Annotated in this window: 20 protein-coding genes; 11 read left to right on the forward strand and 9 right to left on the reverse strand. The window is 43.8% G+C overall.

Annotation, left to right across the window (positions count from 1 at the left end; genetic code table 11):
* Positions 1 to 3: 3 nt before the first annotated feature.
* Together gap and ACFI6J_RS07480 are read left to right on the forward strand one after the other, a co-directional pair.
* Positions 4 to 999, forward strand: a complete 996-nt coding sequence (gene gap / locus ACFI6J_RS07475) for a type I glyceraldehyde-3-phosphate dehydrogenase (RefSeq protein ID WP_014976817.1) — start codon at positions 4 to 6, stop codon at positions 997 to 999.
* A gap of 188 nt (positions 1,000 to 1,187) precedes the next feature.
* On the forward strand, positions 1,188 to 2,039 hold the full coding sequence (locus tag ACFI6J_RS07480; protein ID WP_061486038.1) for a D-hexose-6-phosphate mutarotase: 852 nt from the start codon (positions 1,188 to 1,190) through the stop codon (positions 2,037 to 2,039).
* Between the two features lie 122 nt (positions 2,040 to 2,161).
* Here ACFI6J_RS07480 and ACFI6J_RS07485 read toward each other — a convergent pair whose 3' ends face one another.
* From ACFI6J_RS07485 to zwf, 5 genes are read right to left on the reverse strand one after another with little or no spacing between them, the layout of a single operon-like run.
* Positions 2,162 to 2,806 carry a bifunctional 4-hydroxy-2-oxoglutarate aldolase/2-dehydro-3-deoxy-phosphogluconate aldolase gene (locus ACFI6J_RS07485; RefSeq protein ID WP_014949849.1) on the reverse strand — a complete coding sequence of 215 codons (645 nt, stop codon included), beginning with the start codon at positions 2,804 to 2,806 and terminating at the stop codon, positions 2,162 to 2,164.
* A 3-nt stretch (positions 2,807 to 2,809) separates the two neighbouring features.
* Positions 2,810 to 3,763 (reverse strand): glucokinase, encoded by a 954-nt coding sequence (locus ACFI6J_RS07490; RefSeq protein WP_014949850.1) that lies wholly within the window; start codon positions 3,761 to 3,763, stop codon positions 2,810 to 2,812.
* Positions 3,763 to 5,589, reverse strand: coding sequence for a phosphogluconate dehydratase (gene edd / locus ACFI6J_RS07495; RefSeq protein ID WP_014949851.1), 1,827 nt, complete (start codon positions 5,587 to 5,589; stop codon positions 3,763 to 3,765). Before edd ends, ACFI6J_RS07490 begins: the two co-directional genes overlap by 1 nt.
* 9 nt (positions 5,590 to 5,598) lie before the next feature.
* On the reverse strand, positions 5,599 to 6,291 hold the full coding sequence (pgl, locus tag ACFI6J_RS07500; RefSeq protein ID WP_061486039.1) for a 6-phosphogluconolactonase: 693 nt from the start codon (positions 6,289 to 6,291) through the stop codon (positions 5,599 to 5,601).
* A 1-nt stretch (position 6,292) separates the two neighbouring features.
* A complete protein-coding gene (zwf, locus tag ACFI6J_RS07505; RefSeq protein WP_014949853.1) occupies positions 6,293 to 7,786 on the reverse strand; it encodes a glucose-6-phosphate dehydrogenase in 1,494 nt (497 codons plus the stop codon).
* A gap of 284 nt (positions 7,787 to 8,070) precedes the next feature.
* On the opposite strand from zwf, the gene ACFI6J_RS07510 reads away from it, so the two are divergent.
* The 3 genes from ACFI6J_RS07510 (at position 8,071) to ACFI6J_RS07520 (ending at position 11,701) form a co-directional block, all read left to right on the forward strand.
* The gene (locus ACFI6J_RS07510) at positions 8,071 to 8,922 is read left to right on the forward strand and encodes a MurR/RpiR family transcriptional regulator (RefSeq protein ID WP_014949854.1); all 852 of its coding nucleotides are present in this window, start codon (positions 8,071 to 8,073) and stop codon (positions 8,920 to 8,922) included.
* 238 nt (positions 8,923 to 9,160) lie between these two features.
* Positions 9,161 to 10,597 carry a pyruvate kinase gene (pyk, locus tag ACFI6J_RS07515; protein ID WP_014949855.1) on the forward strand — a complete coding sequence of 479 codons (1,437 nt, stop codon included), beginning with the start codon at positions 9,161 to 9,163 and terminating at the stop codon, positions 10,595 to 10,597.
* A gap of 195 nt (positions 10,598 to 10,792) precedes the next feature.
* Positions 10,793 to 11,701, forward strand: a complete 909-nt coding sequence (locus tag ACFI6J_RS07520) for a 5'-methylthioadenosine/S-adenosylhomocysteine nucleosidase (RefSeq protein WP_061486040.1) — start codon at positions 10,793 to 10,795, stop codon at positions 11,699 to 11,701.
* A gap of 77 nt (positions 11,702 to 11,778) precedes the next feature.
* On the opposite strand, the gene ACFI6J_RS07525 is transcribed toward ACFI6J_RS07520, so the two are convergent.
* Positions 11,779 to 12,156, reverse strand: coding sequence for a hypothetical protein (locus ACFI6J_RS07525; RefSeq protein ID WP_014949857.1), 378 nt, complete (start codon positions 12,154 to 12,156; stop codon positions 11,779 to 11,781).
* Positions 12,157 to 12,620: 464 nt separating this feature from the next.
* Between ACFI6J_RS07525 and ACFI6J_RS07530 the strand changes: the two genes are divergently transcribed.
* Entirely contained in the window at positions 12,621 to 13,862 is a 1,242-nt protein-coding gene (locus tag ACFI6J_RS07530; protein ID WP_061486041.1) for a putative DNA modification/repair radical SAM protein, read from the forward strand.
* A 16-nt stretch (positions 13,863 to 13,878) separates the two neighbouring features.
* Entirely contained in the window at positions 13,879 to 14,685 is an 807-nt protein-coding gene (locus ACFI6J_RS07535; RefSeq protein WP_014976822.1) for a TIGR03915 family putative DNA repair protein, read from the forward strand.
* 121 nt (positions 14,686 to 14,806) lie between these two features.
* Here the strand turns inward: ACFI6J_RS07535 and ACFI6J_RS07540 are convergent, their stop codons facing one another.
* A complete protein-coding gene (locus tag ACFI6J_RS07540; RefSeq protein WP_014949860.1) occupies positions 14,807 to 15,406 on the reverse strand; it encodes a BON domain-containing protein in 600 nt (199 codons plus the stop codon).
* A gap of 388 nt (positions 15,407 to 15,794) precedes the next feature.
* On the opposite strand from ACFI6J_RS07540, the gene ACFI6J_RS07545 reads away from it, so the two are divergent.
* Positions 15,795 to 16,778: an endonuclease/exonuclease/phosphatase family protein gene (locus tag ACFI6J_RS07545; RefSeq protein WP_014979601.1), complete on the forward strand. Its 984-nt coding sequence runs from the start codon at positions 15,795 to 15,797 to the stop codon at positions 16,776 to 16,778.
* Positions 16,779 to 16,795: 17 nt separating this feature from the next.
* Here ACFI6J_RS07545 and ACFI6J_RS07550 read toward each other — a convergent pair whose 3' ends face one another.
* Positions 16,796 to 17,344, reverse strand: a complete 549-nt coding sequence (locus ACFI6J_RS07550; protein WP_014949862.1) for a hypothetical protein — start codon at positions 17,342 to 17,344, stop codon at positions 16,796 to 16,798.
* A gap of 555 nt (positions 17,345 to 17,899) precedes the next feature.
* Here ACFI6J_RS07550 and ACFI6J_RS07555 point away from each other — a divergent pair.
* From ACFI6J_RS07555 to ACFI6J_RS07565, 3 genes are read left to right on the forward strand one after another with little or no spacing between them, the layout of a single operon-like run.
* Complete coding sequence (locus ACFI6J_RS07555) at positions 17,900 to 18,883, forward strand: glycosyltransferase family 2 protein (protein WP_014949863.1); 984 nt, start codon at positions 17,900 to 17,902, stop codon at positions 18,881 to 18,883.
* A gap of 22 nt (positions 18,884 to 18,905) precedes the next feature.
* Positions 18,906 to 19,571, forward strand: coding sequence for a guanitoxin biosynthesis heme-dependent pre-guanitoxin N-hydroxylase GntA (gene gntA, locus ACFI6J_RS07560; RefSeq protein ID WP_014949864.1), 666 nt, complete (start codon positions 18,906 to 18,908; stop codon positions 19,569 to 19,571).
* A gap of 27 nt (positions 19,572 to 19,598) precedes the next feature.
* Positions 19,599 to 20,192, forward strand: a complete 594-nt coding sequence (locus ACFI6J_RS07565; RefSeq protein WP_014976827.1) for a DUF1989 domain-containing protein — start codon at positions 19,599 to 19,601, stop codon at positions 20,190 to 20,192.
* 31 nt (positions 20,193 to 20,223) lie between these two features.
* Here the strand turns inward: ACFI6J_RS07565 and ACFI6J_RS07570 are convergent, their stop codons facing one another.
* Positions 20,224 to 21,966, reverse strand: coding sequence for a hypothetical protein (locus ACFI6J_RS07570; RefSeq protein ID WP_061486979.1), 1,743 nt, complete (start codon positions 21,964 to 21,966; stop codon positions 20,224 to 20,226).
* Between the last annotated feature and the right edge of the window lies 1 nt (position 21,967).

A 21,967-nucleotide genomic window follows, 5' to 3' on the forward strand; every position in this document is an offset into this window, starting at 1 on the left:
GTTATGACAATTCGCATCGGTATCAATGGTTTTGGCCGTATTGGACGCCTAGTAATGCGCGCAGCAGCAGAGCGCAACGACATCGAAGTTGTTGCAATAAACGACTTACTAGACACGGACTACATTGCTTATCTATTGAAATACGACTCGACTCACGGTTTATTCGACGGTGAAGTTACAGTAGATAACAATAGCCTAGTTGTAAACGGCAAAACTATCCGCATTACATCTGAAAGAGATCCAGCTGCACTTAAGTGGGATGAAGTAGACGTTGACGTGGTTGTTGAATCAACAGGTCTGTTCCTGACTAAAGAAACTGCCGCGAAGCACATCGAAGCTGGCGCGAAGAAAGTTGTTATGTCTGCACCTTCTAAAGATGACACGCCTATGTTCGTTATGGGTGTAAACCAAGAAAGCTACGCTGGCGAAACTATTGTTTCAAACGCGTCTTGCACAACTAACTGTCTTGCTCCTCTTGCCAAAGTGCTTAACGATAAATTTGGTATTGTAGACGGTTTGATGACAACGGTTCACGCAACAACTGCAACACAGAAAACGGTAGACGGTCCTTCAATGAAAGACTGGCGTGGTGGTCGTGGTGCTGGTCAGAACATCATTCCATCATCAACCGGTGCAGCAAAAGCAGTAGGTAAAGTTATCCCTGAGCTTAACGGCAAGTTAACAGGTATGGCTTTCCGTGTACCTACACCAAACGTTTCAGTAGTAGACCTTACTGTAAACCTTGCGAAGCCTGCTAGCTACGATGAAATTTGTGCAGCAATGAAAGAAGCTTCAGAAGGCGAGCTTAAAGGTATCATGGGTTACACAGAAGATGCGGTTGTGTCTAACGACTTCCTTGGCGACGCTCGCACATCGGTATTTGACGCCACAGCAGGTATCGCACTTACTGATACATTCGTTAAACTCGTTTCTTGGTACGACAACGAATGGGGCTACTCAAACAAGGTTCTAGACCTTGTGGCTCATATTTCTAAGTAATTAACGGTATTAAGCGAAAATAGTTAAACTATTCACGCTAAAGTTGAGTTAATCTAAAGGTGTAAACACGGCGTTTGCACCTTTTTTGTTTTTCGTGGTCGTAAACACGCAAAATAACGATATTCCAGCGACATACGCTTTCCCGTCGCTTACCCTTTGTTGTTTTCTTATTAGTCCAAGGAGGGCTTATGCCACCTGTGAGTTCAGTTACCGTTAGTGAGTCTAATGGACTTACCTTTTTAGACGTAGATAATGCGTTTTCCTCTGCGCGTATTAGCCTATTTGGCGGTCATATCTTGTCATATGTGCCTAAAAGCGATGGTAGAGAGCGTCTTTGGGTAAGCCCCCATGCTTACTTGAACGGAGAGCGACCTATTCGCGGTGGTATTCCGGTGTGCTGGCCTTGGTTTAGCGATGATCACGGTCGAGAAAAAGGTGCCCTCCCCGCTCACGGCTTTTTGAGAACACAAGTGTGGAAGCTGATTCATTCAGAAGATACAGAAAGCGGAACAACGATTACGCTTTCGCCAAGCTTTACCCGAGCTGAAGGGTTTGAGAACGATTGTAACGTGACCATGGTAATTACAGTTGGTGAGACGATGGACGTCGCGCTAACTACAGAAAATACGGGTGTTGTACCATTCGAATTTAACTGTGCGCTACATACATATTTCCACGTTGATCACATTCAACATACCCAAATAACTGGAATTGAAGGTCAATATAAAGACAAACTTGACGACTGGGGACTTAAGACGACACCGAGTCCTTACACCATCACAGGCGAAACGGATCGCATTCATGTTGCGCCGATTAAAACAGCAGAAATTGAAGTCGAAGGCAACACGTTTACGGAAGTGGTATCCGACGGCAATGACTCTTTGGTAGTGTGGAACCCGTGGTTAGGCGCAGCGTCTATTTCAGACATGGACCCATTTGGCTATAAGCATATGTTGTGCGTAGAAACATCGCTAACTCAGGGAAAGACACTGTCCCCCGGTGCTAGCCACACACTGAAACAAACTATTGTTCCGAAGTAAATTATTTGAAGTGCAAGCGCAATTTCGCTGACACTTTAGAAGGTAGACAGTCGCAGTTCACGATCAAGAGATAAAAAAAAACCTGCCAATGAGCAGGTTTTTTCATTTAAAGGTTCAGCAAATTACTGTTTAGCACCCGCAACAGCTTCTTTTGCTAGCTGCGTAATACGCGCCCAGTCACCTGATTCAATTGCGTCGTCAGGGGCAAGCCACGAACCACCTACACATTTAACGTTGTTAAGCGCTAAATAGTCATTGTAGTTGTTTGGACCAATGCCACCCGTTGGGCAAAACGTCACATCAGGGAAAGGACCACTGATTGACTTAATGGCTTTAACGCCACCTGAAGCCTCTGCTGGGAAGAATTTCATGTGGGTATAACCCGCATCTTTACCCTTCATCAAATCAGAAGTTGAAGAGATACCAGGGATAAGTGGAATTTCTGAGTCCATACCCGCTTTTAGCAAATCAGCCGTCATACCTGGGCTAATTGCGAACTTAGCGCCAGCTTCAACTACCGCTTTAAGCTGCTGGGCGTTAGTCACGGTTCCAGCACCAATTAGCGAGTCAGGTACTTCTTGTGCAATTCGCTTAATCACGTCAATAGCAGCAGGGGTACGTAGCGTAACTTCTAGTACTTTAATACCACCTTCCATCAGCGCTTTTGCCAGAGGAACCGCTTTTTCTACGTCATTGATTACCAAAACAGGTACAACTGGACCGGCCGCAAAAATTTCCTCTGGAGAGTATTTCCATTTCGTTGTCATAATTTAGCTCGCTGTATTTTGATTCAGATATGCAGCCGCACCCAATAAACCGTGATCAGGTTCTGCAATTAAATAGGTGGGAATGTCTTTCACGTAGTGCTTCATTTGCCCTTTCGCTTCAAAACGCGCTCTAAAATCGCTATTTTGAATAAATTCAGGGAAACGGTTAGCAATGCCACCACCAATGAAGATGCCGCCCGTGGTCGCCATGTTAAGCGCTAAATTACCCGCAAAGCTTCCCATAATTCGGCAGAATTGGGTAAGCGTCGCTTCAGCAATTTTACAGGTACCGTTCAGCGCAGCGTCAGTGATTTGAGCCGGCTCGGTAAATACAACTGGTGCTGATGCGTGGTTTGCTAGCGCGGTGTAAATATTATGCAGGCCGCGTCCAGACATTACTTCTTCAGCAGAAGCACGTCCTAAGGTCGATTGAAGGTGACGCCATACGACAACATCGGTTTCATCTACCGGTGCAAAGTCTACATGACCACCTTCACCGTCCAGCGTCTGCCAGCCCGTTGAGGTCATTGTAATATGCTCAACACCCAATCCTGTACCAGGTCCAAAAACAGCGATATTGCCATTTTCTTTCGCAGTGCCTTCGCCAATTTGTACCACTTGCTCTTCGCCCAATACAGGCAAAGAGTGCGCTACGGCAGTGAAGTCATTGATAACGAACAACGCGTCTAGTTTAAGCTGAGAGCGAAGTGCATTTTGAGAAAATGCCCAGCTGTGATTCGTCATCTCGACTTGATCGCCCAATACTGGACATGCAATTGCAATACAACCTTGCGAAAAGCTGTATTCCGGCATGTCGCTAAAGTATTGTGCAATAGCAAGGTCTATGCTGGCGAAATCATTACACATGTATTTTTTGATGTCGGCTACACCTGACTCGGTTACCCTTGCAACACGAATATTCGTACCGCCAACATCAGCCACAAACTTCTGGCTCATTATGCTTGCTCCTGCGTGTAAAACAGTGAACATGCACCCTCTTCTGCACCCGTCAGAATAGCGCGCATACCCGCAAACATTTCACGTCCCATTCCAACGTGATGCTTAGCTAAGTTCGCTGGCGCTGCTTCACGTGCAGCCAGTGTTTCATCGTCCACATGCAGTGTTAATGCACCAGTTTGTGTGTTTAGCTCAATAATGTCGCCCTCTTGCACTTTAGCAAGTAAACCGCCTTTATAAGCTTCTGGAGTCACGTGGATAGCTGCAGGAACTTTACCTGATGCACCAGACATACGACCGTCAGTAACTAGCGCCACTTTAAAGCCGCGATCTTGAAGCACCCCAAGAGGTGGCGTTAAGCGGTGAAGTTCTGGCATACCAATTGCTGAAGGACCTTGGAAGCGAACAACTACAATGCAGTCTTTGTCTAACTTGCCAGACTTAAACGCGTCATCGAGTTCAAACTGGTCTTCAAACACAACCGCTGGTGCTTTGATATTACAGTGAGGCGTGCGAAGTGCTGAGGTTTTAATAACACCACGACCAAGATTGCCGTCAAGTACACTCAAACCACCATCTGGCTTAAACGGTGCGTCAACAGTTGCTAGCACTTCTTTATCAAGGGATTCAGTCGGGCCGTCTCGCCATTCTAATTCGCCGTCTTTAAGCACAGGCTCTTTAGTGTAGAAGTCTAAGCCTTCACCACAAATGGTCTTAACATCGTTATGTAGTAGACCCGCATCAAGCAACTGTCTAATTAGCAATGACATACCACCTGCTGCAACAAAGTGGTTAATGTCAGCTGAGCCATTCGGGTAAATGCGAGTAAGAAGAGGCACAGCATTAGAGATATCTGAGAAGTCGTCCCAATTTACGATGTAACCTGCAGCGCGAGCTACCGCAATAAGGTGCATGGTGTGGTTAGTAGAACCACCCGTAGCAAGAAGACCTACAAGGCCGTTCACAATGGCTTTTGCATCTACAATGTGACCAATTGGCGTATAGTTGTCGCCAAGGTCAGTTAAGCGTGTTGCTTGAACCGCAGCCGCTTTTGTTAGCGCATCGCGCAAAGGTGTGCCCGGATTAACAAACGACGAACCCGGAAGGTGCAAGCCCATCATTTCAACCACTAGCTGATTCGAGTTTGCCGTTCCATAGAACGTACAGGTACCCGCAGAGTGGTAAGATTGAGATTCAGCTTCAAGCAACGCGTCACGCCCTACTTTACCTTCGGCAAATTCTTGACGAACACGGGCTTTTTCTTTGTTTGGAAGACCCGATGGCATTGGACCAGCTGGCACAAAAACGGTTGGCAAATGACCGAACGTTAGTGCGCCCATTAATAGCCCAGGAACGATTTTGTCGCAGATACCTAGCATCAGTGCGCTATCGAACATGTTGTGAGAAAGCGCAATGGCAGCCCCCTGAGCAATGTTATCACGGCTCATTAGGCTTAAGTCCATGCCAGACTGGCCTTGTGTAACACCATCACACATAGCAGGTACGCCACCTGCGAACTGGGCTACGCTGCCTACTTCTTTCACTGCATCCTTAATGAGCGCAGGATACGTCTCGTAAGGCTGGTGCGCTGAAAGCATATCGTTATATGCAGACACAATTGCCACGTTGGCTTTGGTCATTGAACGAAGATCTGATTTTTCGCTTGTTCCACATGCTGCAAAGCCGTGAGCAAGGTTACCGCATGACAACACACCACGGTGTGGTCCTTGACGTCGTGCACTCTCAATTTTTTCTAGATACGCCTTACGCGTTTCTTTACTACGCTCGATAATTCGTTGCGTAACTTCAGCAATTTTTGGATTCATGTTTGTCTCCTATGGCGCCCACATCAAAGTAACCGGCGCGCGGTTAACTACGGCGGTGATGGGCTTTTGCGCTTCGGTGGCATTTTCAATAGCATCAAGTAAGACTTGTTTTTTCTTCTCGCCTGTTAAATGCAAAAAGATATTACGGCTATTGAGTAACGCTGGTAGCGTTAATGAAATACGTTGATGAGGTGCTGTTGTAGGTTGAACAGCGATGCAGGTTCTGCCGCTGCTCATATCTAAGCCGTCAAGTACTTGTTCAGAGCAAGGGAAAAGCGATGCAGTGTGACCATCTTCCCCCATGCCAAGAATCAATGCATCAAAAGGTTGTGACATGCTAGCCAGATTTGACTCTGCGGCATTTACGCCTTCGTTTGCATCATCAGCATCGCTTTTCAATTCGATAAAACGAGCTGCTGCGGCTTTATTTTGAATTAGATTATTTTTGACTAGGCTGGTGTTGCTGGCCTCGTGGTCCTCTTCAACCCAGCGCTCGTCGGCAAGGGTGATATCAACCTTATCCCACTCAAGTTCGGTTTCACTTAGTTGTTTAAAAAGCGCCAGCGGTGTACGACCACCACTAACGACAAGCGAAGCTCGACCGCGAGTTTTAATACCTGTTTTTAAAATGCTGACTAAGTCTTGCGCAAATGCATCAGTCAGCGCATCAGGTGTTTCAAATGATAGAGTTGTTAACGCCATATTACTTTTTCTTCCCTGTTTTGCTCTCGTACCAGCTGCGATTTTCGCGAGCAAGAAGACCTATAGAGTCTACCGGCCCCCACGTACCTGCTTGATACGGTTCTGGCGGCTCGCTCGATTGCTTCCACGCTTCAAGAATTGAGTCTACCCACGTCCAAGCTTGCTCAATTTCGTCACGACGAACGAATAGCGCCTGATTACCCAACATAACTTCAAGAAGGAGTTTTTCGTATGCGTCAGGAATACGCTCATCGGCAAACGCTTCAGAGAAACTTAGGTTTAACTTGGATTTTTGTAGATCCATAGAGCCTGAGCTGGTTAAGCCAGGTACTTTATTCATTACGGTGATTTCTACACCTTCGTCTGGCTGTAGACGAATAACGAGCTTATTGGGTGGGAGATTCTTGAAGCTGTCACCGAACAAGTTGTGTGGCTGACGCTTGAAGTAAATAACAACTTCACTCACCTTAGTTGGCATGCGCTTACCTGTGCGTAGGTAGAACGGCACACCAGCCCAACGCCAGTTATCAATTTCCGCTTTAATAGCTACAAAGGTTTCGGTTTTACTTTGCGTATTAGCACCTTCTTCTTCAAGGTACCCAGGCACTTCTTCGCCCTTCACGAAACCAGAGGTATACTGACCGCGTACTGTGCTGTCATTAATATTAAACGAGTTAATCGGACGAAGCGCTTTAAGCACTTTCAATTTTTCGTCACGAATGCTGTCAGCGTCGAGCGTTGTCGGAGGCTCCATCGCTACCAAGCTTAGAATTTGTAGCAAGTGGTTTTGCACCATATCTCGCATTTGACCCGCGTCGTCAAAGTAACCCCAACGCCCTTCTATACCCACTGACTCCGCAACTGAGATTTGAACATGGTCAATGCAGTTGTGGTCCCAGTTAGTAGCAAAAATAGAATTGGCAAAACGCAGTGATACTAGGTTTAGTACTGTCTCTTTACCAAGGTAATGGTCAATGCGGTAAATTTGCTTTTCGTCGAAGTATTCTGCAACTTGCTCATTGATCACTTTTGACGATGCCAAATCGTGACCAATTGGCTTTTCTAGCACAACGCGAACGCTTGAGTCGATAATTTTGCAGCTATGCAGGCCACGACAGATATCACCGTATATCGCCGGTGGCGTCGCTAGATAACACACCATGGTGCGGCTTGGGTCAACGTGGTCGTCTAATACGCAATAGCTTTCAACGTCCTTCATGTCTACGCATGCATAGTGCAAACGTGCTTTCATTTTTTCCCAAGTGGCTTCACACAAGTTCTTCTCGCCAAACTTGATTAGGTTGGCATGAACTTCTTCAATATAGGCATCCAGCTCCATTTCTTGACGCGCAACACCCACAATAGTGGTGTCTGGGTGCATCAAGTTTGCTTTTTCAAGCTGATATAAAGAAGGCAACAACTTGCGTCGTGAAAGATCTCCCAGTGTACCAAAAAGTACAAAATCACAGGGTTCGTAGGAATTATCCAATACCATATTCGTCGACCTTTTAAATGTATGTGTCCGCGGCGTATTGTACAGTTATTTACAACACTAACGACTATTTTTACCGTATAGTTAACACCAAATGTAGTAAAATTACAACTTGTACCAACTATAGGATCTGAATCTTTACTGTTTCCCTCAGTTTACCCTCATTTAACCCGATTGAAATAACAAAAATTGTCAAAAAATTACATTTTTCTTGTCACAGACGTCACATTGGGTACTATTACGGGTGTACCTTACAATAAATTGTGCTAACTAATTGCTATATCTGTATGAACATTTTAGAAAAAATCACACAAAACCAAGCGGCATTCAGTAAATCTGAGAAAAAGGTAGCTGAAGTAATTCTAGCTAACCCACAAACGGCCATTCATTCGAGTATAGCAACCCTCGCTAAGATGTCGGATGTTAGTGAGCCTACCGTAAACCGTTTCTGCCGAAGACTTGATACTAAAGGCTTCCCAGACTTTAAACTGCATTTAGCGCAGAGCCTGGCTAACGGCACGCCTTATGTAAACCGCCATGTTGATGAAAACGACAGCCCAGACGAATATACCAATAAGATATTCGAATCGACCATGGCGTCCCTGGAAGTGGCGCGCCAATCTGTGGATGTGAACGTGGTAAATCGCGTTGTTGATTTACTTACACAGGCACAGAAAATTTCATTTTTCGGCTTAGGCGCTTCAGCTTCAGTGGCACACGATGCACTAAATAAGTTTTTCCGCTTCAATGTTCCAGTGGTCTACTTTGAAGATATCCTGATGCAGCGCATGAGCTGCATGAACTGTTCTGATGGCGATGTTGTTGTATTGATTAGCCATACGGGCCGAACTAAAAGCTTAGTAGAAATAGCGCAAATTGCCCGTATGAACGACGCTACTGTAGTAGGAATTACCTCAGCAGATAGCCCGCTGGCACAGGAATGCAGTTACGTGTTATCGCTGGAAGTGCCGGAAGATACTGATATGTATATGCCTATGGCCTCTCGCATCGCGCAACTCACGCTAATTGATGTCCTGGCAACCGGCTTTACACTGCGCCGCGGAAACAAGTTCAGAGAGAATCTGAAGCGAGTAAAGGATACGCTGCGTGGTTCACGTTATGAAAAGCGTGGTGAGTAATTTTCTTCCCACGTGATCAAATAAGAACCACCTACCGTAGCAATATTGGTTCAATAAATCAGCGAAAACGCCTAACTGGTCGAGCCAGTTAGGCGTTTTTGTTTATTTCATTCACATTTTTGTCAAATTCAACTATTATTCTGTAATAAAATTACGTAAAGCGATTACAGGCATACCGTATAAACGCGTAGCCTATCACTCTTTGTCTTTTCTAACTTAGAAACAGCGACGGAATCACATGACCAGAAGAACGAAAATTCTTGCCACCCTAGGACCTGCAACCGACTCACTTGAAAAGATTCAGGCACTTATTGCCGCAGGCGCAAACACTGTGCGCATGAACTTTTCACACGGACAAGCCGAAGACCACATTGAACGTGCAAAGCGCGTTCGTCAGGCAGCAAAGAACCTAGGTAAATACGTAGCGATTTTAGGTGATCTTCAGGGCCCTAAAATCCGTGTTGCTCGTTTTGCCGAAGGTGCAGTTCGTTTAGAGGTTGGCGCAAAATTCATTCTAGACGCTGAATTAGGCCGCGACGAAGGTGATATTAATCAAGTAGGTATTGATTACAAAGCGCTTCCTGATGATGTATCAGCAGGCGATATTCTGCTTCTTGATGACGGTCGTATTCAGCTTCGAGTAACTGGCGTTGAAGGCCGCAAAGTGATTACTGAAGTAACAGTAGGCGGCAAGCTTTCAAACAATAAAGGCATTAACCGTCAAGGCGGTGGTCTTTCTGCAGATGCACTTACCGAAAAAGACAAAGAAGACATTAAAACCGCTGCGAAAATTGGTGTTGATTATCTTGCAGTGTCATTTCCTCGCAGCGGCGCAGACTTGAACTACGCGCGAGAACTTGCCGAAGCAGCTGGCTGCTACGCAAAAATTTGTGCAAAGGTCGAGCGTGCTGAAACGGTGGCGTCTGACGAAGCCATGACGGATATCATCAGCGCTTCAGATGCGGTAATGGTTGCTCGTGGTGACTTGGGTGTAGAAATTGGCGATGCGGAACTTGTTGGTGTTCAAAAGAAACTGATTGCCCGTTCTCGCCAGCTCAACAAGGTTGTGATCACCGCGACGCAAATGATGGAGTCGATGATTGACAGCCCTATGCCTACACGTGCAGAAGTAATGGACGTTGCGAACGCTGTACTAGACGGCACTGACGCGGTAATGCTTTCAGCTGAAACAGCGGCGGGTAATTTCCCTATTGAAACAGTTGCAGCTATGGCTCGTGTTTGTGAAGGCGCGGAAACACATCCTAGCGTTAAAATTTCCAAGCACCGCATGGATCAGCAGTTTTCTTCTACTAGCGAGTCAATTGCTCTGTCTGCGGTTTACGCCGCGAACCACTTGCCAAGTGTTAAAGCGATTGTAGGTTTAACTGAAAGTGGAACTACACCAACGTTAATGTCTCGCATTACTACATCTCTGCCAATTATTGCGATGTCTCGTCACGAATCAACGCTTAACACGATGGCGCTTTGCCGCGGCGTTAAGCCGGTTTTCTTTGACTCTTCAAACAGTGAACCTGGCAAATTGAAGTACGATGTCATTGCATCACTTAAAGAGAAAGGGTTAGTGAAAAGCGGCGACAGTATCATCCTGACTTACGGCGATGAAATGGAAAAAGTGGGCGCGACCAATACCCTTAAAATCGTAGAAGTCGAATAGCAACGTATACACTATTAAAGCGAAGCAAATGCTTCGCTTTTTTTTGCCTGTAATTTACTAAAGCAGTGGTAAGCTGACGCTTATAATAAGAACACTCAACTAAGTCAGTATCAAAATTACAAAAAACATATCCAACAAAACAACGAGAATTCGTTAACACTCCTCGGGACAACAACGACAAAAATAAGGATAGACATGCAGCTCGTTTTCAATCACTACACACGTTTTTCAGCAATTATAACGCTCTTGGCACTTTTCACTCATAGCGTATGGGCAAATACACAGCACGTACACACCATGAAGCGTGTAGAAGTAGCTTCACAGAACGCTCCGTTACAGCCAATAATGATTCAAGGCCCCATGCCCATTGAAGCCGAATACTTTGCTGCGCTTTTGGATAACACTACAACAGAGTATTCAGGTAATGCGGTATTCTATAAAGGGACACTAAACGGGTACCCCATTGTGGTAGCTAAAACCGGTAAGGGTTTAGAAAATACTGCGGCCGCCACCGCTATTGGCATAGAGAGATACCACCCTCGCCTTATCATCAATCAGGGAACATCAGGTGGCCACGATCCTTCCTTAAAAGTTGGTGATATTGTTCTTGGCGAACGCAGTATTAATGCATCCAATTTTAAAACGCCCAAGCTGGCTCAAGGAGAAGGTTCTCAACCGTTTAATTGGCTGCCGATGGATCTTATGGCGTCAGAAGGCAGCGCGGGAGAAGGGAGTAGCGCCAAGGACGCAGAAAAGTTGCGTTTTTATTTAGGAGACAAACAGCTCATCAACCTAGCTCTATCGCTATCCAAGCAGTACAAACGCGGGAACGTCGTTAAAGGAACGATTGGCAGCGGTAACTTTTGGAATAACGAGTTAGATCGAATAGCATGGCTCCATAAGAATATGGGAACGAGTGTGGAAGAAATGGAAACCGCTTCTGCAGCGCAGATTGCACATGCCTACCACGTTCCCTTTTTAGGTATTCGCGTATTGTCGAACAACATTACCAACCATGGTGAATATGACCCAACCACGGCCAAAGATTGTCAGGCCTTTGTTGAAAAAGTGGTAAGAGCTTATATTTCTGCGCTATCGGAATAAATTTGGAAAACACTCAAACGAAAAACGCGCCCTACATTGTAAGAATGTAGGGCGTGTTTTCATGTATAGCCTTTGTATTAGATTGCTTGAGCGGTATAAGTTTCCGCATCTTGACTAACATCATTCGCGTATTGAGTAAGATGATGATTTAGAATATTTTCGGCGCGCTCAACAAACTCATCACGCTTAAATTTCCAACCTCTTAAATCGGCTTGCTTAGCCTGTGCAATGTAGTGCTCTAGACGCGTTTTTCTCAATAGATGTGCCTTTTTCGACAAATCAAATTCTACCAATGAGAAGTTGCGCTGTACTTTTTGAATATCCATGTGAACGGGGCGCTGTTCGTCATCAGCTGATGCTTGGCTTACGGATAGCTTTCCTTGCCCAATTACACCGACTATAACAATGATTGCTGATACCACTAAGCCTGAATAAACCCACTTTAAAAAGTTCATGCCCCACTCCTTGAACGATTTTGCACTTGTATCGATAAGCTCGCTACAATCCACTTAATTAGAAGTATTTATCACCAATGTATTGAGTCATTCGACTATTTAAGTTTCTAGCTTTCACGTTGCAGCAGATGTTTTCTGCCTGACAATACAAACTTTCGTCTATTCAATACATCAAGTAATTCACTCATATCTACTTAACCATATGCACCTTCCGCACCATATAGTTAATCTTTATTTTTCAGTAATTTAGATCAACCCAAAACTTATACTAAAGTTGTATAAGGTACTTTCTACACACAGCAAGATAAAATTTTCCTTTCAAATTTAATAAACTCACTCCCCTTAATACTGTACACTTATACAGTATTGAGGTATACCACAACAAGCAAAGTACTGGTATGGAATCTTGTTTTTTTTCAGACCGTCTACCACGTACATTTGCCTAGAGAAAGTGACCATTTGCGATGCATGACAAACTCATTCAAAAACTCGAAATTCTTTCAGATGCCGCTAAGTATGACGCTTCTTGCGCAAGTGGCTCCGCCGGTAAACGAAAAGCAGGTAAAAGTGACAAAACAGGAATAGGTTCGCTCACAGGAGGGTCAGGGATATGTCACAGCTTTACCCCTGATGGTCGATGCGTATCATTACTTAAGATCCTAATGACCAACTATTGCATATACGATTGCCATTACTGCATCAATAGGGTATCTAGCAACGTTCAACGAGCGCGTTTTACCGTTAAAGAAACGGTTGATTTAACGCTTAATTTTTATAAGCGTAACTACATTGAGGGATTATTTTTAAGTTCCGGTATTGTCGGCTCTCCTGACCTGACTATGGAGAGCATGGTACGCATCGCGAAGTCTCTTCGCATTGATCACGGATTTAAAGGATACATTCATCTTAAGACCATTCCGAATGCATCTCCTGAACTACAGGCTGAAGCTGGCTTATATGCAGATAGGCTAAGTATAAACATCGAAATGCCGACACAAAATTCGTTGAACAAATACGCCCCGGAAAAAGACCTTGGTGAAATTCACGGTTCAATGAATACATTGAAAGACAAAATAAATGAACACAAAGTAGATAAAACCTACTCGGGCAAACGCCCACCTCGCTTTGCTCCTGGCGGACAGTCCACTCAGATGATCATAGGCGCCGATGACTCAAATGATAAAGTTATCCTTGGCACGAGTGTCAAACTGTATGGTCAACAAAAATTGCGGCGCGTTTACTATTCTGCATTTTCGCCCATCCCAGATGCGTCTGAAGTCTTGCCTCTTAAACCGGCGCCACTTATCCGTGAACACCGACTTTATCAGGCCGATTGGCTCTTGCGCTTTTATGGATTTGGTTTAGATGAAATCGTACACAACGACATGCTAGATATGGAGCACGACCCCAAGCTTGCGTGGGCGCTACGCAATCGCCACATATTTCCCATCGATTTAAACAAAGCTGACAAGCTACTTTTATTGCGAGTTCCTGGACTGGGAGCACGCACAGTACAAAAAATTTTGGCTATTCGACGTTACACAAAGCTTAGCTGGTTCGATCTCACAAAAATGCGTTTACCCTTACAAAAATTAAAACCGTTCATTACTGTTAGTGATTATTCCCCCGCTATCCATTTGCTCGATAGCAGTAACTTTGAACAACAATTTAAACAACCAAAACAGTTTGAATTGTTCAGCGCCTAATCTAATTGGTACCACAATGAAAAAAGTAACAATTTCATCAGTGCCCGGATACGACGAATGGCGAAAAGCATCGAGAGAATGTCTAGCCCAACACATACCTCCGGAGAACGTTACATGGCAAACTTCGCAATCTAACCAAGACGACTTGTTTGCCGTGACCGATTCGGCCAACGCTATTGGTGAAAGCCAAACGAATTACAGAATTCCCCGATCAGTTTTAACGCTGTTGAAGTATGCGTTATGCCACCAAGCCACCGATCGTTTCGCTTTATGTTACCGCGTTTTATGGCGAGTAGTTTTCGAAAACAGAAACCTTATTCACTTAAAAACTGACGAAGATGTGTTGCGTCTCAACGTGCTGGCTAAAGCAGTAAAACGCGATGCATATAAGATAAGTGCTTTTTTGAGATTTCGAGAAGTTGTACTTGACGGACAAGAGCATTTTATTGCGTGGTATGAACCAGAACACTTCAGCTTGGAATTGAAGCTCGATTTTTTTCAGACTCGTTTTAAAAATATGTGTTGGTCAATACTTACCCCTTATCGAGCTGCGCATTGGAATACTAAAACACTTGTTTTGGAAGATAATCCTGATCCAAGTATCATTCCAAATGATGACAGAATTGAAAAATACTGGCTCACGTATTATGCAAATATATTTAATCCTGCCCGCGTAAAAACAAAGGCAATGTTAAGTTCAATGCCCAAAAAATACTGGAAGAATATGCCTGAGACGTCGCTTATTAACGATATGATACGCCAATCGGATGCTAGAGCACGTAAGATGATACTAAATGGGAAAAAAGTGGAGAATGGTGAATAAGTTCTCCTGACAAATATTAGCAGCTGTGCTTCCCTTGTTTTTTGTGATTTGGAAAGCTCTGTAAATCGTGACCAGAAAAAAAGGGGCCGAGGCCCCTTTCTTGTGTAAAGCAACAATGATATTAGTTCATCGCAGTTTCAGTAACTACACGAAGGTTGCTTTCAACATCTTTTACGTCAGACGCATTCTTGGCAATTTCCACAGCTAGGTCACGCTCAGCATCAGAATCAACGTCGCCAGTCAGTGTTACTACACCGTTTTCTACGTCAACATCGATGTCGAAACCTGAAATATCGGTATCCATAAGAAGACGAGTTTTGATTACTGTGGCGATTTTGGCGTCAGTTAACTCGCTTGTGCCTTCGTCAACAGTATCTTCCATGTCATCTGACATGTCGCCTTCCATATCTTTGTCAGAGACAACCGTTAGCTTGTTGTCTACAGACGTTACACCGTCAATATTCGCTACTAGCTCCTCCGCTAGCTTTTTATCAACAGAGTTCTCAACCTTACCAGTAAGAACGACATTACCGTTTTTAACGTCAGTATTAATGTCGAATGAATCAAGGTTACCATTGAACAACAGCGTTGCTTCTGCTTTGCCATCAATCCATGCGTCTTTGGCACCTTTCTCCCATTTGTTGTCTGTGTCCATGTCACCTGCATATGCAGCTGTAGTCAAAGTTGTAGCAACAATCATAGAAATAAGTGAACGTTTCATAACATTTCTCCTTTGTCGAAACTCGTAGATAGTCATGCCAATTCCTTGCCAACAAAATAAGACATTGTTTTATATGATAAATATTAATATCCAGGGCTAGTTAAGTAAGTTTTGTTTTGCAAACTTTGCCTTTGTTTGAGAACTTTTTACTTAATTTTGTTAATGCCCAAAACTCGTCAACTTCACTTAAGAAAAGCACCTATCAATTGTACTAGGGGATAACTTTTTGTCGTTGGCCGCCGCTAAGTTACAGTGATACTTAGGTTAAACTTATTTCACAAAGCTGCCGTAGTTATAACGATTTGTGTCGCTTCACTAGATTTAATTTTGCAGACAGAAGCAACAGGTGGAGTGTTTTTCGTTAATTAAACTCAAGGACCAACTAGACATGGATACTGCACTTACTGCTGTTTCAGTCTTATTTATAGCCGTAAGCTGGGCCCCTTTGCTTCCTTCTTCTCATTGGTTAGTAAGAGTGTGGGAATTTCCGCGACTACAAATAGCAGCTATCATTTCTTTGTTAATTGCTGGGCATATTTTTGAATCAACCTATTACGCACAGATAGATAGCCTAGCAGTAATTATTGTCGCTGGATTAACAGTTAGCCTTATTTATCAGGTTATCTGGATCATTCCTTATACCCCTCTGTATAAAAGAGAAGTTAGGCACGTCGAGGTTGAGAGTGCGAGCCAAAAGCTAAGTGTTTTATCAAGCAATGTGTATATGCCTAATGACGATTTTCGCAAGCTCATTGAACATGTACGTAATAAGCAACCTGATTTTCTCGTAACGTTGGAATCTAATGAGAAGTGGCAGAAAGGCATCAGTGAAATTGAATCTGAATACCCGTATCGTAAATTTTGCCCACTCGAAAACCTCTACGGTATGCACCTTTATAGTAAGCTTCCCTTTGAAGAGGTCTCATTGCGATTTTTAATAGAAGAGGATGTGCCGTCTATGAAAGTTAAAATCAATCACCACGGACAAGATGTCACGCTATATTTTCTTCATCCAAAACCACCAAGCCCAACAGAGAACACCTATGCAAAACCCAGAGACGTAGAACTTACGGTTGTGGGGGAAGAAATAGCTGAAACAGAGGGCCCTATTGTCGTCGCTGGCGATCTTAACGATGTGGCTTGGTCACCTACTACCAGAAAGTTCAAGAAAATAAGCGGACTTTTAGACCCACGAGAGGGGCGCGGTTTTTTCAATACATTTCACGCGAAATATCCTTTAGTGAAATGGCCGTTAGACCACGTATTTCACTCGGAACATTTTGCATTGGTCAATATAGAGAAGCTTGAAAGCATAGGCTCAGACCACTACCCGCTTTATACCGAACTAGCGTTAATCACGGACAAGGAGTAATACTCAAGACTGTAAATCTAATGAGAGCTACGGTGTTTGACACACCACATGAGGCTATCACACGCCTCTTCACGCTTTTTAAAATGGGCTAGCCCTATTAGCTTGTTATCCCGAGGCCAAACCGCTTGGTTTAGCACCTCTTGATCTTCTGCCGATAGTTGTTCGCTATCTAACACAATCTCAACCGCTTTTTTGTTGGGTTTTATTAATGTGGGGTTAGCTTCTTTGACCAGAGCAGAGTTCACACAAATATACTCTCTCTTAACAGGGTCTCTCACCACGCCGATGTAGTTGTTGTCGCAAATTATAGCTGGCCAGCCTTCCGTTATTCTGCTCTGTCCAAACATTACGAGTGTAAAGGCAACAAGAACGAAAAGTGTTAAACCGATAAATTGAGCGCTCAAATCTGGTGCTACGCTTACAATAACGCCGACAACAGCTGCGAAAAATATCCAGCCGCCAAATACTCTGCGCATAGCATTTGGTGAGATACCAGATATAACATCAACCACCTTTAATGATTGTTTGTCATAGTGTCGAATGAATACAGACGATTGTGATTCCACAGCCTTTGTCCACCAGAAAAAATACGAAATTCAGAAATTAATACGTTACAAGTAAGGCTGAAGATTTACCTACACTCTGAGTGAGTAAAAACCAATAACATGAGATTAGTTCTACTCGAAAGAAAACGTGTTAAGCAATATTTGTAGGAATATTTAAACTATTGAATTGTAATGTTTAACCTACTCACCAAGCATATCAAAATATGTGGGAACGGCAAAGCAATTACGCGCTAGACGCACAGTAAAACAAGACTTATGAAAAGAAGCGTCATGTTAATCTGCAAATTAGAACAGACCACCAAGAATTAACATAAAAAACTGCTGTTGGCCTCCATACATTCGTTTGTAAATTTTTCTCTCACTTTGCACCTCTTGCTTGCCTTGGCGCTCAACCATTGCTGCAAACACTCAAAAACAGAACTTGAAATTACACTTTTTATCAAAAAATCAATAATTTACAAAACAGGAACACTCTTTGCTTCTACGAAAGTATAACGTTCAACGTTTCATGTCGTCGTTATTACAGGTTCAACAAATTAGAAAGGGAGGAAGAGTATGCGTTCACCAATAAGTGCAGTAACTATTGTTAAGAGCAGAACTGAGAAACTGGCCAATTTGATTACTCAGTTAGAGCAATGCTCTCCAACGCCAGATGAGCTAGTCATTGTTTGGATGGCACCTCCTTCTGATTTGTCACTCGTACGCAGTGACAAATTCGACATTGTTCACAAGTTTGTGACTCAAGATGCTCTTCCGATAGCGAAAGCGCGCAACAAGGGTATGTCAGCGGCCAAGCACGCGAATTTAGTTTACCTAAACGTAGACGCAGTTATTGCCCCATCGCTTTTTAGAGATGGCTTGCTTGCGCTTCGTGACAACACCGTAGTGTTCACATCAGTGGTGTTTTTACCCAACGAGCGCTGTTGTAAGCCCTACCGACAAATTTCAAAAGATGAAAAAGAAATCGGTTATTTAGCAAGTAATGACGACACGTTACCCGAAGACGACAATAACGAAATACCTTCAAGAGATCAGGAAATTAATCATGGAAAGTTTAGTGACGATAGTATTTGTTCTACAGTGTTTTTTATTCGTAAGGCAGACTTTCAGAAAACCGGCGGCTTCGATGAAGGCTACGCGGGTTTCGGACTAAACGACGAAGATTTCTTCACTAACTGTAGGGCATTAGGGTTTTCGTTAGAGCAATTGCCCACGCGAACATTTGCACCACACCGGCCTAATTATCAATGCCCGATAAATCACCTTTTAGACTTTGTTCATAATGCACAGCGTTTTCACTCGAAATGGGGATTTTACCCATGTGTCAATGTATTGAACGCGTATGCAGACCAAGGTTTTATTAATGCTGACTTCAAGCAAAACGGCATTAAGATCAAGCACCTCCCCCAGCAGGTAGAGGAAGACAAGGCGGACGCGCCGGTTGAGCAATTAACGGTAACCAACGCCCAAAACAATGTTGAATTTACGTCTTTTCATTCGCCGGAGAAAGGCTCTGACCTTTTAAGCACGACCGCATAAAACGCTTTCAGGGAGATATGGAATGTCTTTATTGAAACCGAATCTAACCGAGCGCTTTTTGTCGTTTGTAGGGGAAGCCGATTTCCCCTGCGTCGGAGCCAAAACAGCCCTCAATAAAAGCCAAATTCATGTGAATCAATACGACGATATTCGCTGTCCTCTCAATGAGACAGATATGTTGGCGTCAATTCACCAATTTGTAGAGTCGTTTGATCTTGAACGGGACATGTACTCCTCTTTGGTCGCAACTTTTGAGCTTCCAGATACGATAAGCGAAACTGAATTTGATCGGGTTTTATGGGAAAAATTGCAGCGTTTACACGAGATTGACGCCTGTTTAAAACCTTGGGATAGTAAAGTATCAAGTGACCCTCATAACGCTCAGTTTAGCTTGAGTTTAGGCGGAAAGGGTTTCTTTGTAGTTGGACTGCATCCAAATGCATCAAGAAAAAGCCGTCGATTTCCCTACCCTGCCATCGTGTTTAATTTACACGAGCAATTTGACATGTTGAGAAAGCAGAAGCGTTTTGAAGCATTCAAAGACCACATTCGTAAACGAGATACCGCGTACTGCGGAAGTAAAAATGAGCTACTCGCAAACCATGGTGATAGCTCAGAGGTATATCAATATAGTGGTGTAAAACATTCCGAAAACTGGGAATGCCCGTTCAAGCGGATTAAGCACTAAACCTAAATAAAAGGGACAAGTCACATAATGTTACAAACTATACAGCCAAGAAGCGGCACTGCATTTACTATGAAAAAAGGGGAAAGACTTAAAGTTATTGATCCAGAAGGTGAACAAGTGGCTGACCTCTATGCGTTCAATGAACACGATAAAAATGAGTTTATCTCTTCAGGACGAAGTTTAGATTACAATGAAAGCATCCAATTCAAAAAAGGCAGCTTGCTATACTCTAATCAAAGTAACGTGATGTTCGAAATTATTGAAGACACTGTAGAAGACCATGACTTTCTTTTGACTCCTTGCAGTGTTGACACGTTTAAGCATTTTTATCCCAATGAAGAGCCTGTACCTGGGTGCCACGGCAATTTAGTCGCGGCTTTTTCAGAGTTTGACATCCCAGAGCATCACGTTTGTACCACATTCAATACCTTTATGAATGTGGAGGTAGACGCCAAGGGTAAAATATCTGTTCTTCCTCCTAAGTCTAATGCCGGTGATTACACAATATTTGAAGCAAAGATGGATCTAATCGTAGGGTTAACCGCGTGTTCAGCGGGCGAGTCAAATAACTTCCGTTACAAACCGATTCAGTTTGAAATTTTACCCGCGGCTAACATCTAGCCGCGAGCGTTATCTTCTAAATAAACAAGCGCTACCGAGCTTCTGCAATGGCGCTTGGCTTTTCTTGTTGCCAGTTAAGTCGCATATCCCACTTGAAACGATGTTCAGGCTTAAGCGGTGGCTGTTCGGCATCAATAGTGCTTAACACATTAGTCGCCTTAGTCAGCGTTGCGTCGCGACCGAACAAATAGCTTTGCTCTTTCACTATGGTCAAATACGCTTTGTTCAACGCATACGCGCGCTCTGGTGAAGGAGTAATGATGTCGTACACTGACTTGGCACGTTGCACCTCTTCCACCTTGACCATGCCTTTTTCATCAAACCATTTGGCCAGCATTTCTCCGTTTTGACGGAACTCATCGCCACCGCCCACGCGCTCCATGTAAGTGAGAAACTCGCCTTTTTCCTCGTTGATATTTGGCACATCTTCAATTTCACGCAGGTCTATATAGCCCCACCCCGCTTGTCCGGGAACTTTCCGTGCAAATGAAAATGTTTGGTCAAAGGTTGACCCTACTGTTTTGTGACAGCCGTTACAAAACGCAAGCTCTTGAGCGTGCTGTGCACGAAGTTCGCCCTGCTCATTTTCAATGAAGCCATTAATTGTCCAGCCAAAGCCGTTGTCTATTCCTTTTTCACCTAAGTAGCGGGTTTGAGGCAGCTTTTCAAAATGCTTATCTTTTGCTTCCGCATAATAGGCAGATGCTAAGCTTTCTCTGCTTCTGAACATATGCTTTTTCATGTAGCGCACTTCCTTCATACGCGGCGCGTTATAAATATGCCCGTTTTCATCCACGCCAATGTAGCGCACGGTATGTAAGAATTCTGTACCTTCGGGGTAAAGCATGTGCGCTAGCGGAACATTGCTTGCGTCGCCAACATAATGCGACAAACGAGCGATTTCAGTCACTAAATTGGTGAGTTTTCCGTCTTGGTTTACGTCAAGGTTCAACGCTAATTCGTTGACCGGCGCCACAGTTAACGTATCCAGCTCTTTAAGTGCCATTTCAACCAAGCTTAAGTTTAATGTATAGATAGCCTTATTATACTTGCCTTTTAGCGTTTGAAAGCTTTCAGGAAGCCTGATCATAGCATCGCCAGTTGACCCGTTAGTCGGCCAAAAAGTACTTGGGAAAGGCTTGTAATTATACGACACCCATCCACTGCCATCTTTAGCAAACCCGTCGCCATCAAATGCCTTATCAGCGGCGCTCAAATTTTCAATACGCATGTAGTCTGGCATGGCGTCATTGTTAAGCGAAGCGGTATAGTTGTCTTGCGCTATATATTTTTTAATCGTGTCATCATCAATGCCCGCAATTAGTGATGTACGGTCAATAAACAGGTTTTTCCAGCTGTTTGTTAACCCTACGTCAGAAAATTCGTAGTTGCCCTGTAACGTGCCATCGCCCATTTGATTAGGACGCTTTTCCATTGAATCGTAACTTTGGTGGCATGCATAACATGGGTTGTTAACACCTTCTGTTTTGGTGTAACACTGGGGAGGAATAACCGATTCAGGGTTATACACTTCATCGTGTTCAATATATGCCAGAGCGGGAATAGCATCGCCTTCTTGATAAGGATAAGCGTGGGTACTGTCGGTCTTTTCGTGAGTAGAAGTAGGCAGTTGTGTGTCAACTGTAAAGCTTGTTGAGTTTTGCTCATAGTTTGACTGATTGTTCACGTCAGTACCCGTGTTATCAGTGCATCCTGCACTGATAAGTAGTGAAAGCAGAATGCCTACACCTGAAGTTATTTTTAACATTTTCATA

It is taken from the genome of Alteromonas sp. G4i13, assembly GCF_054960505.1.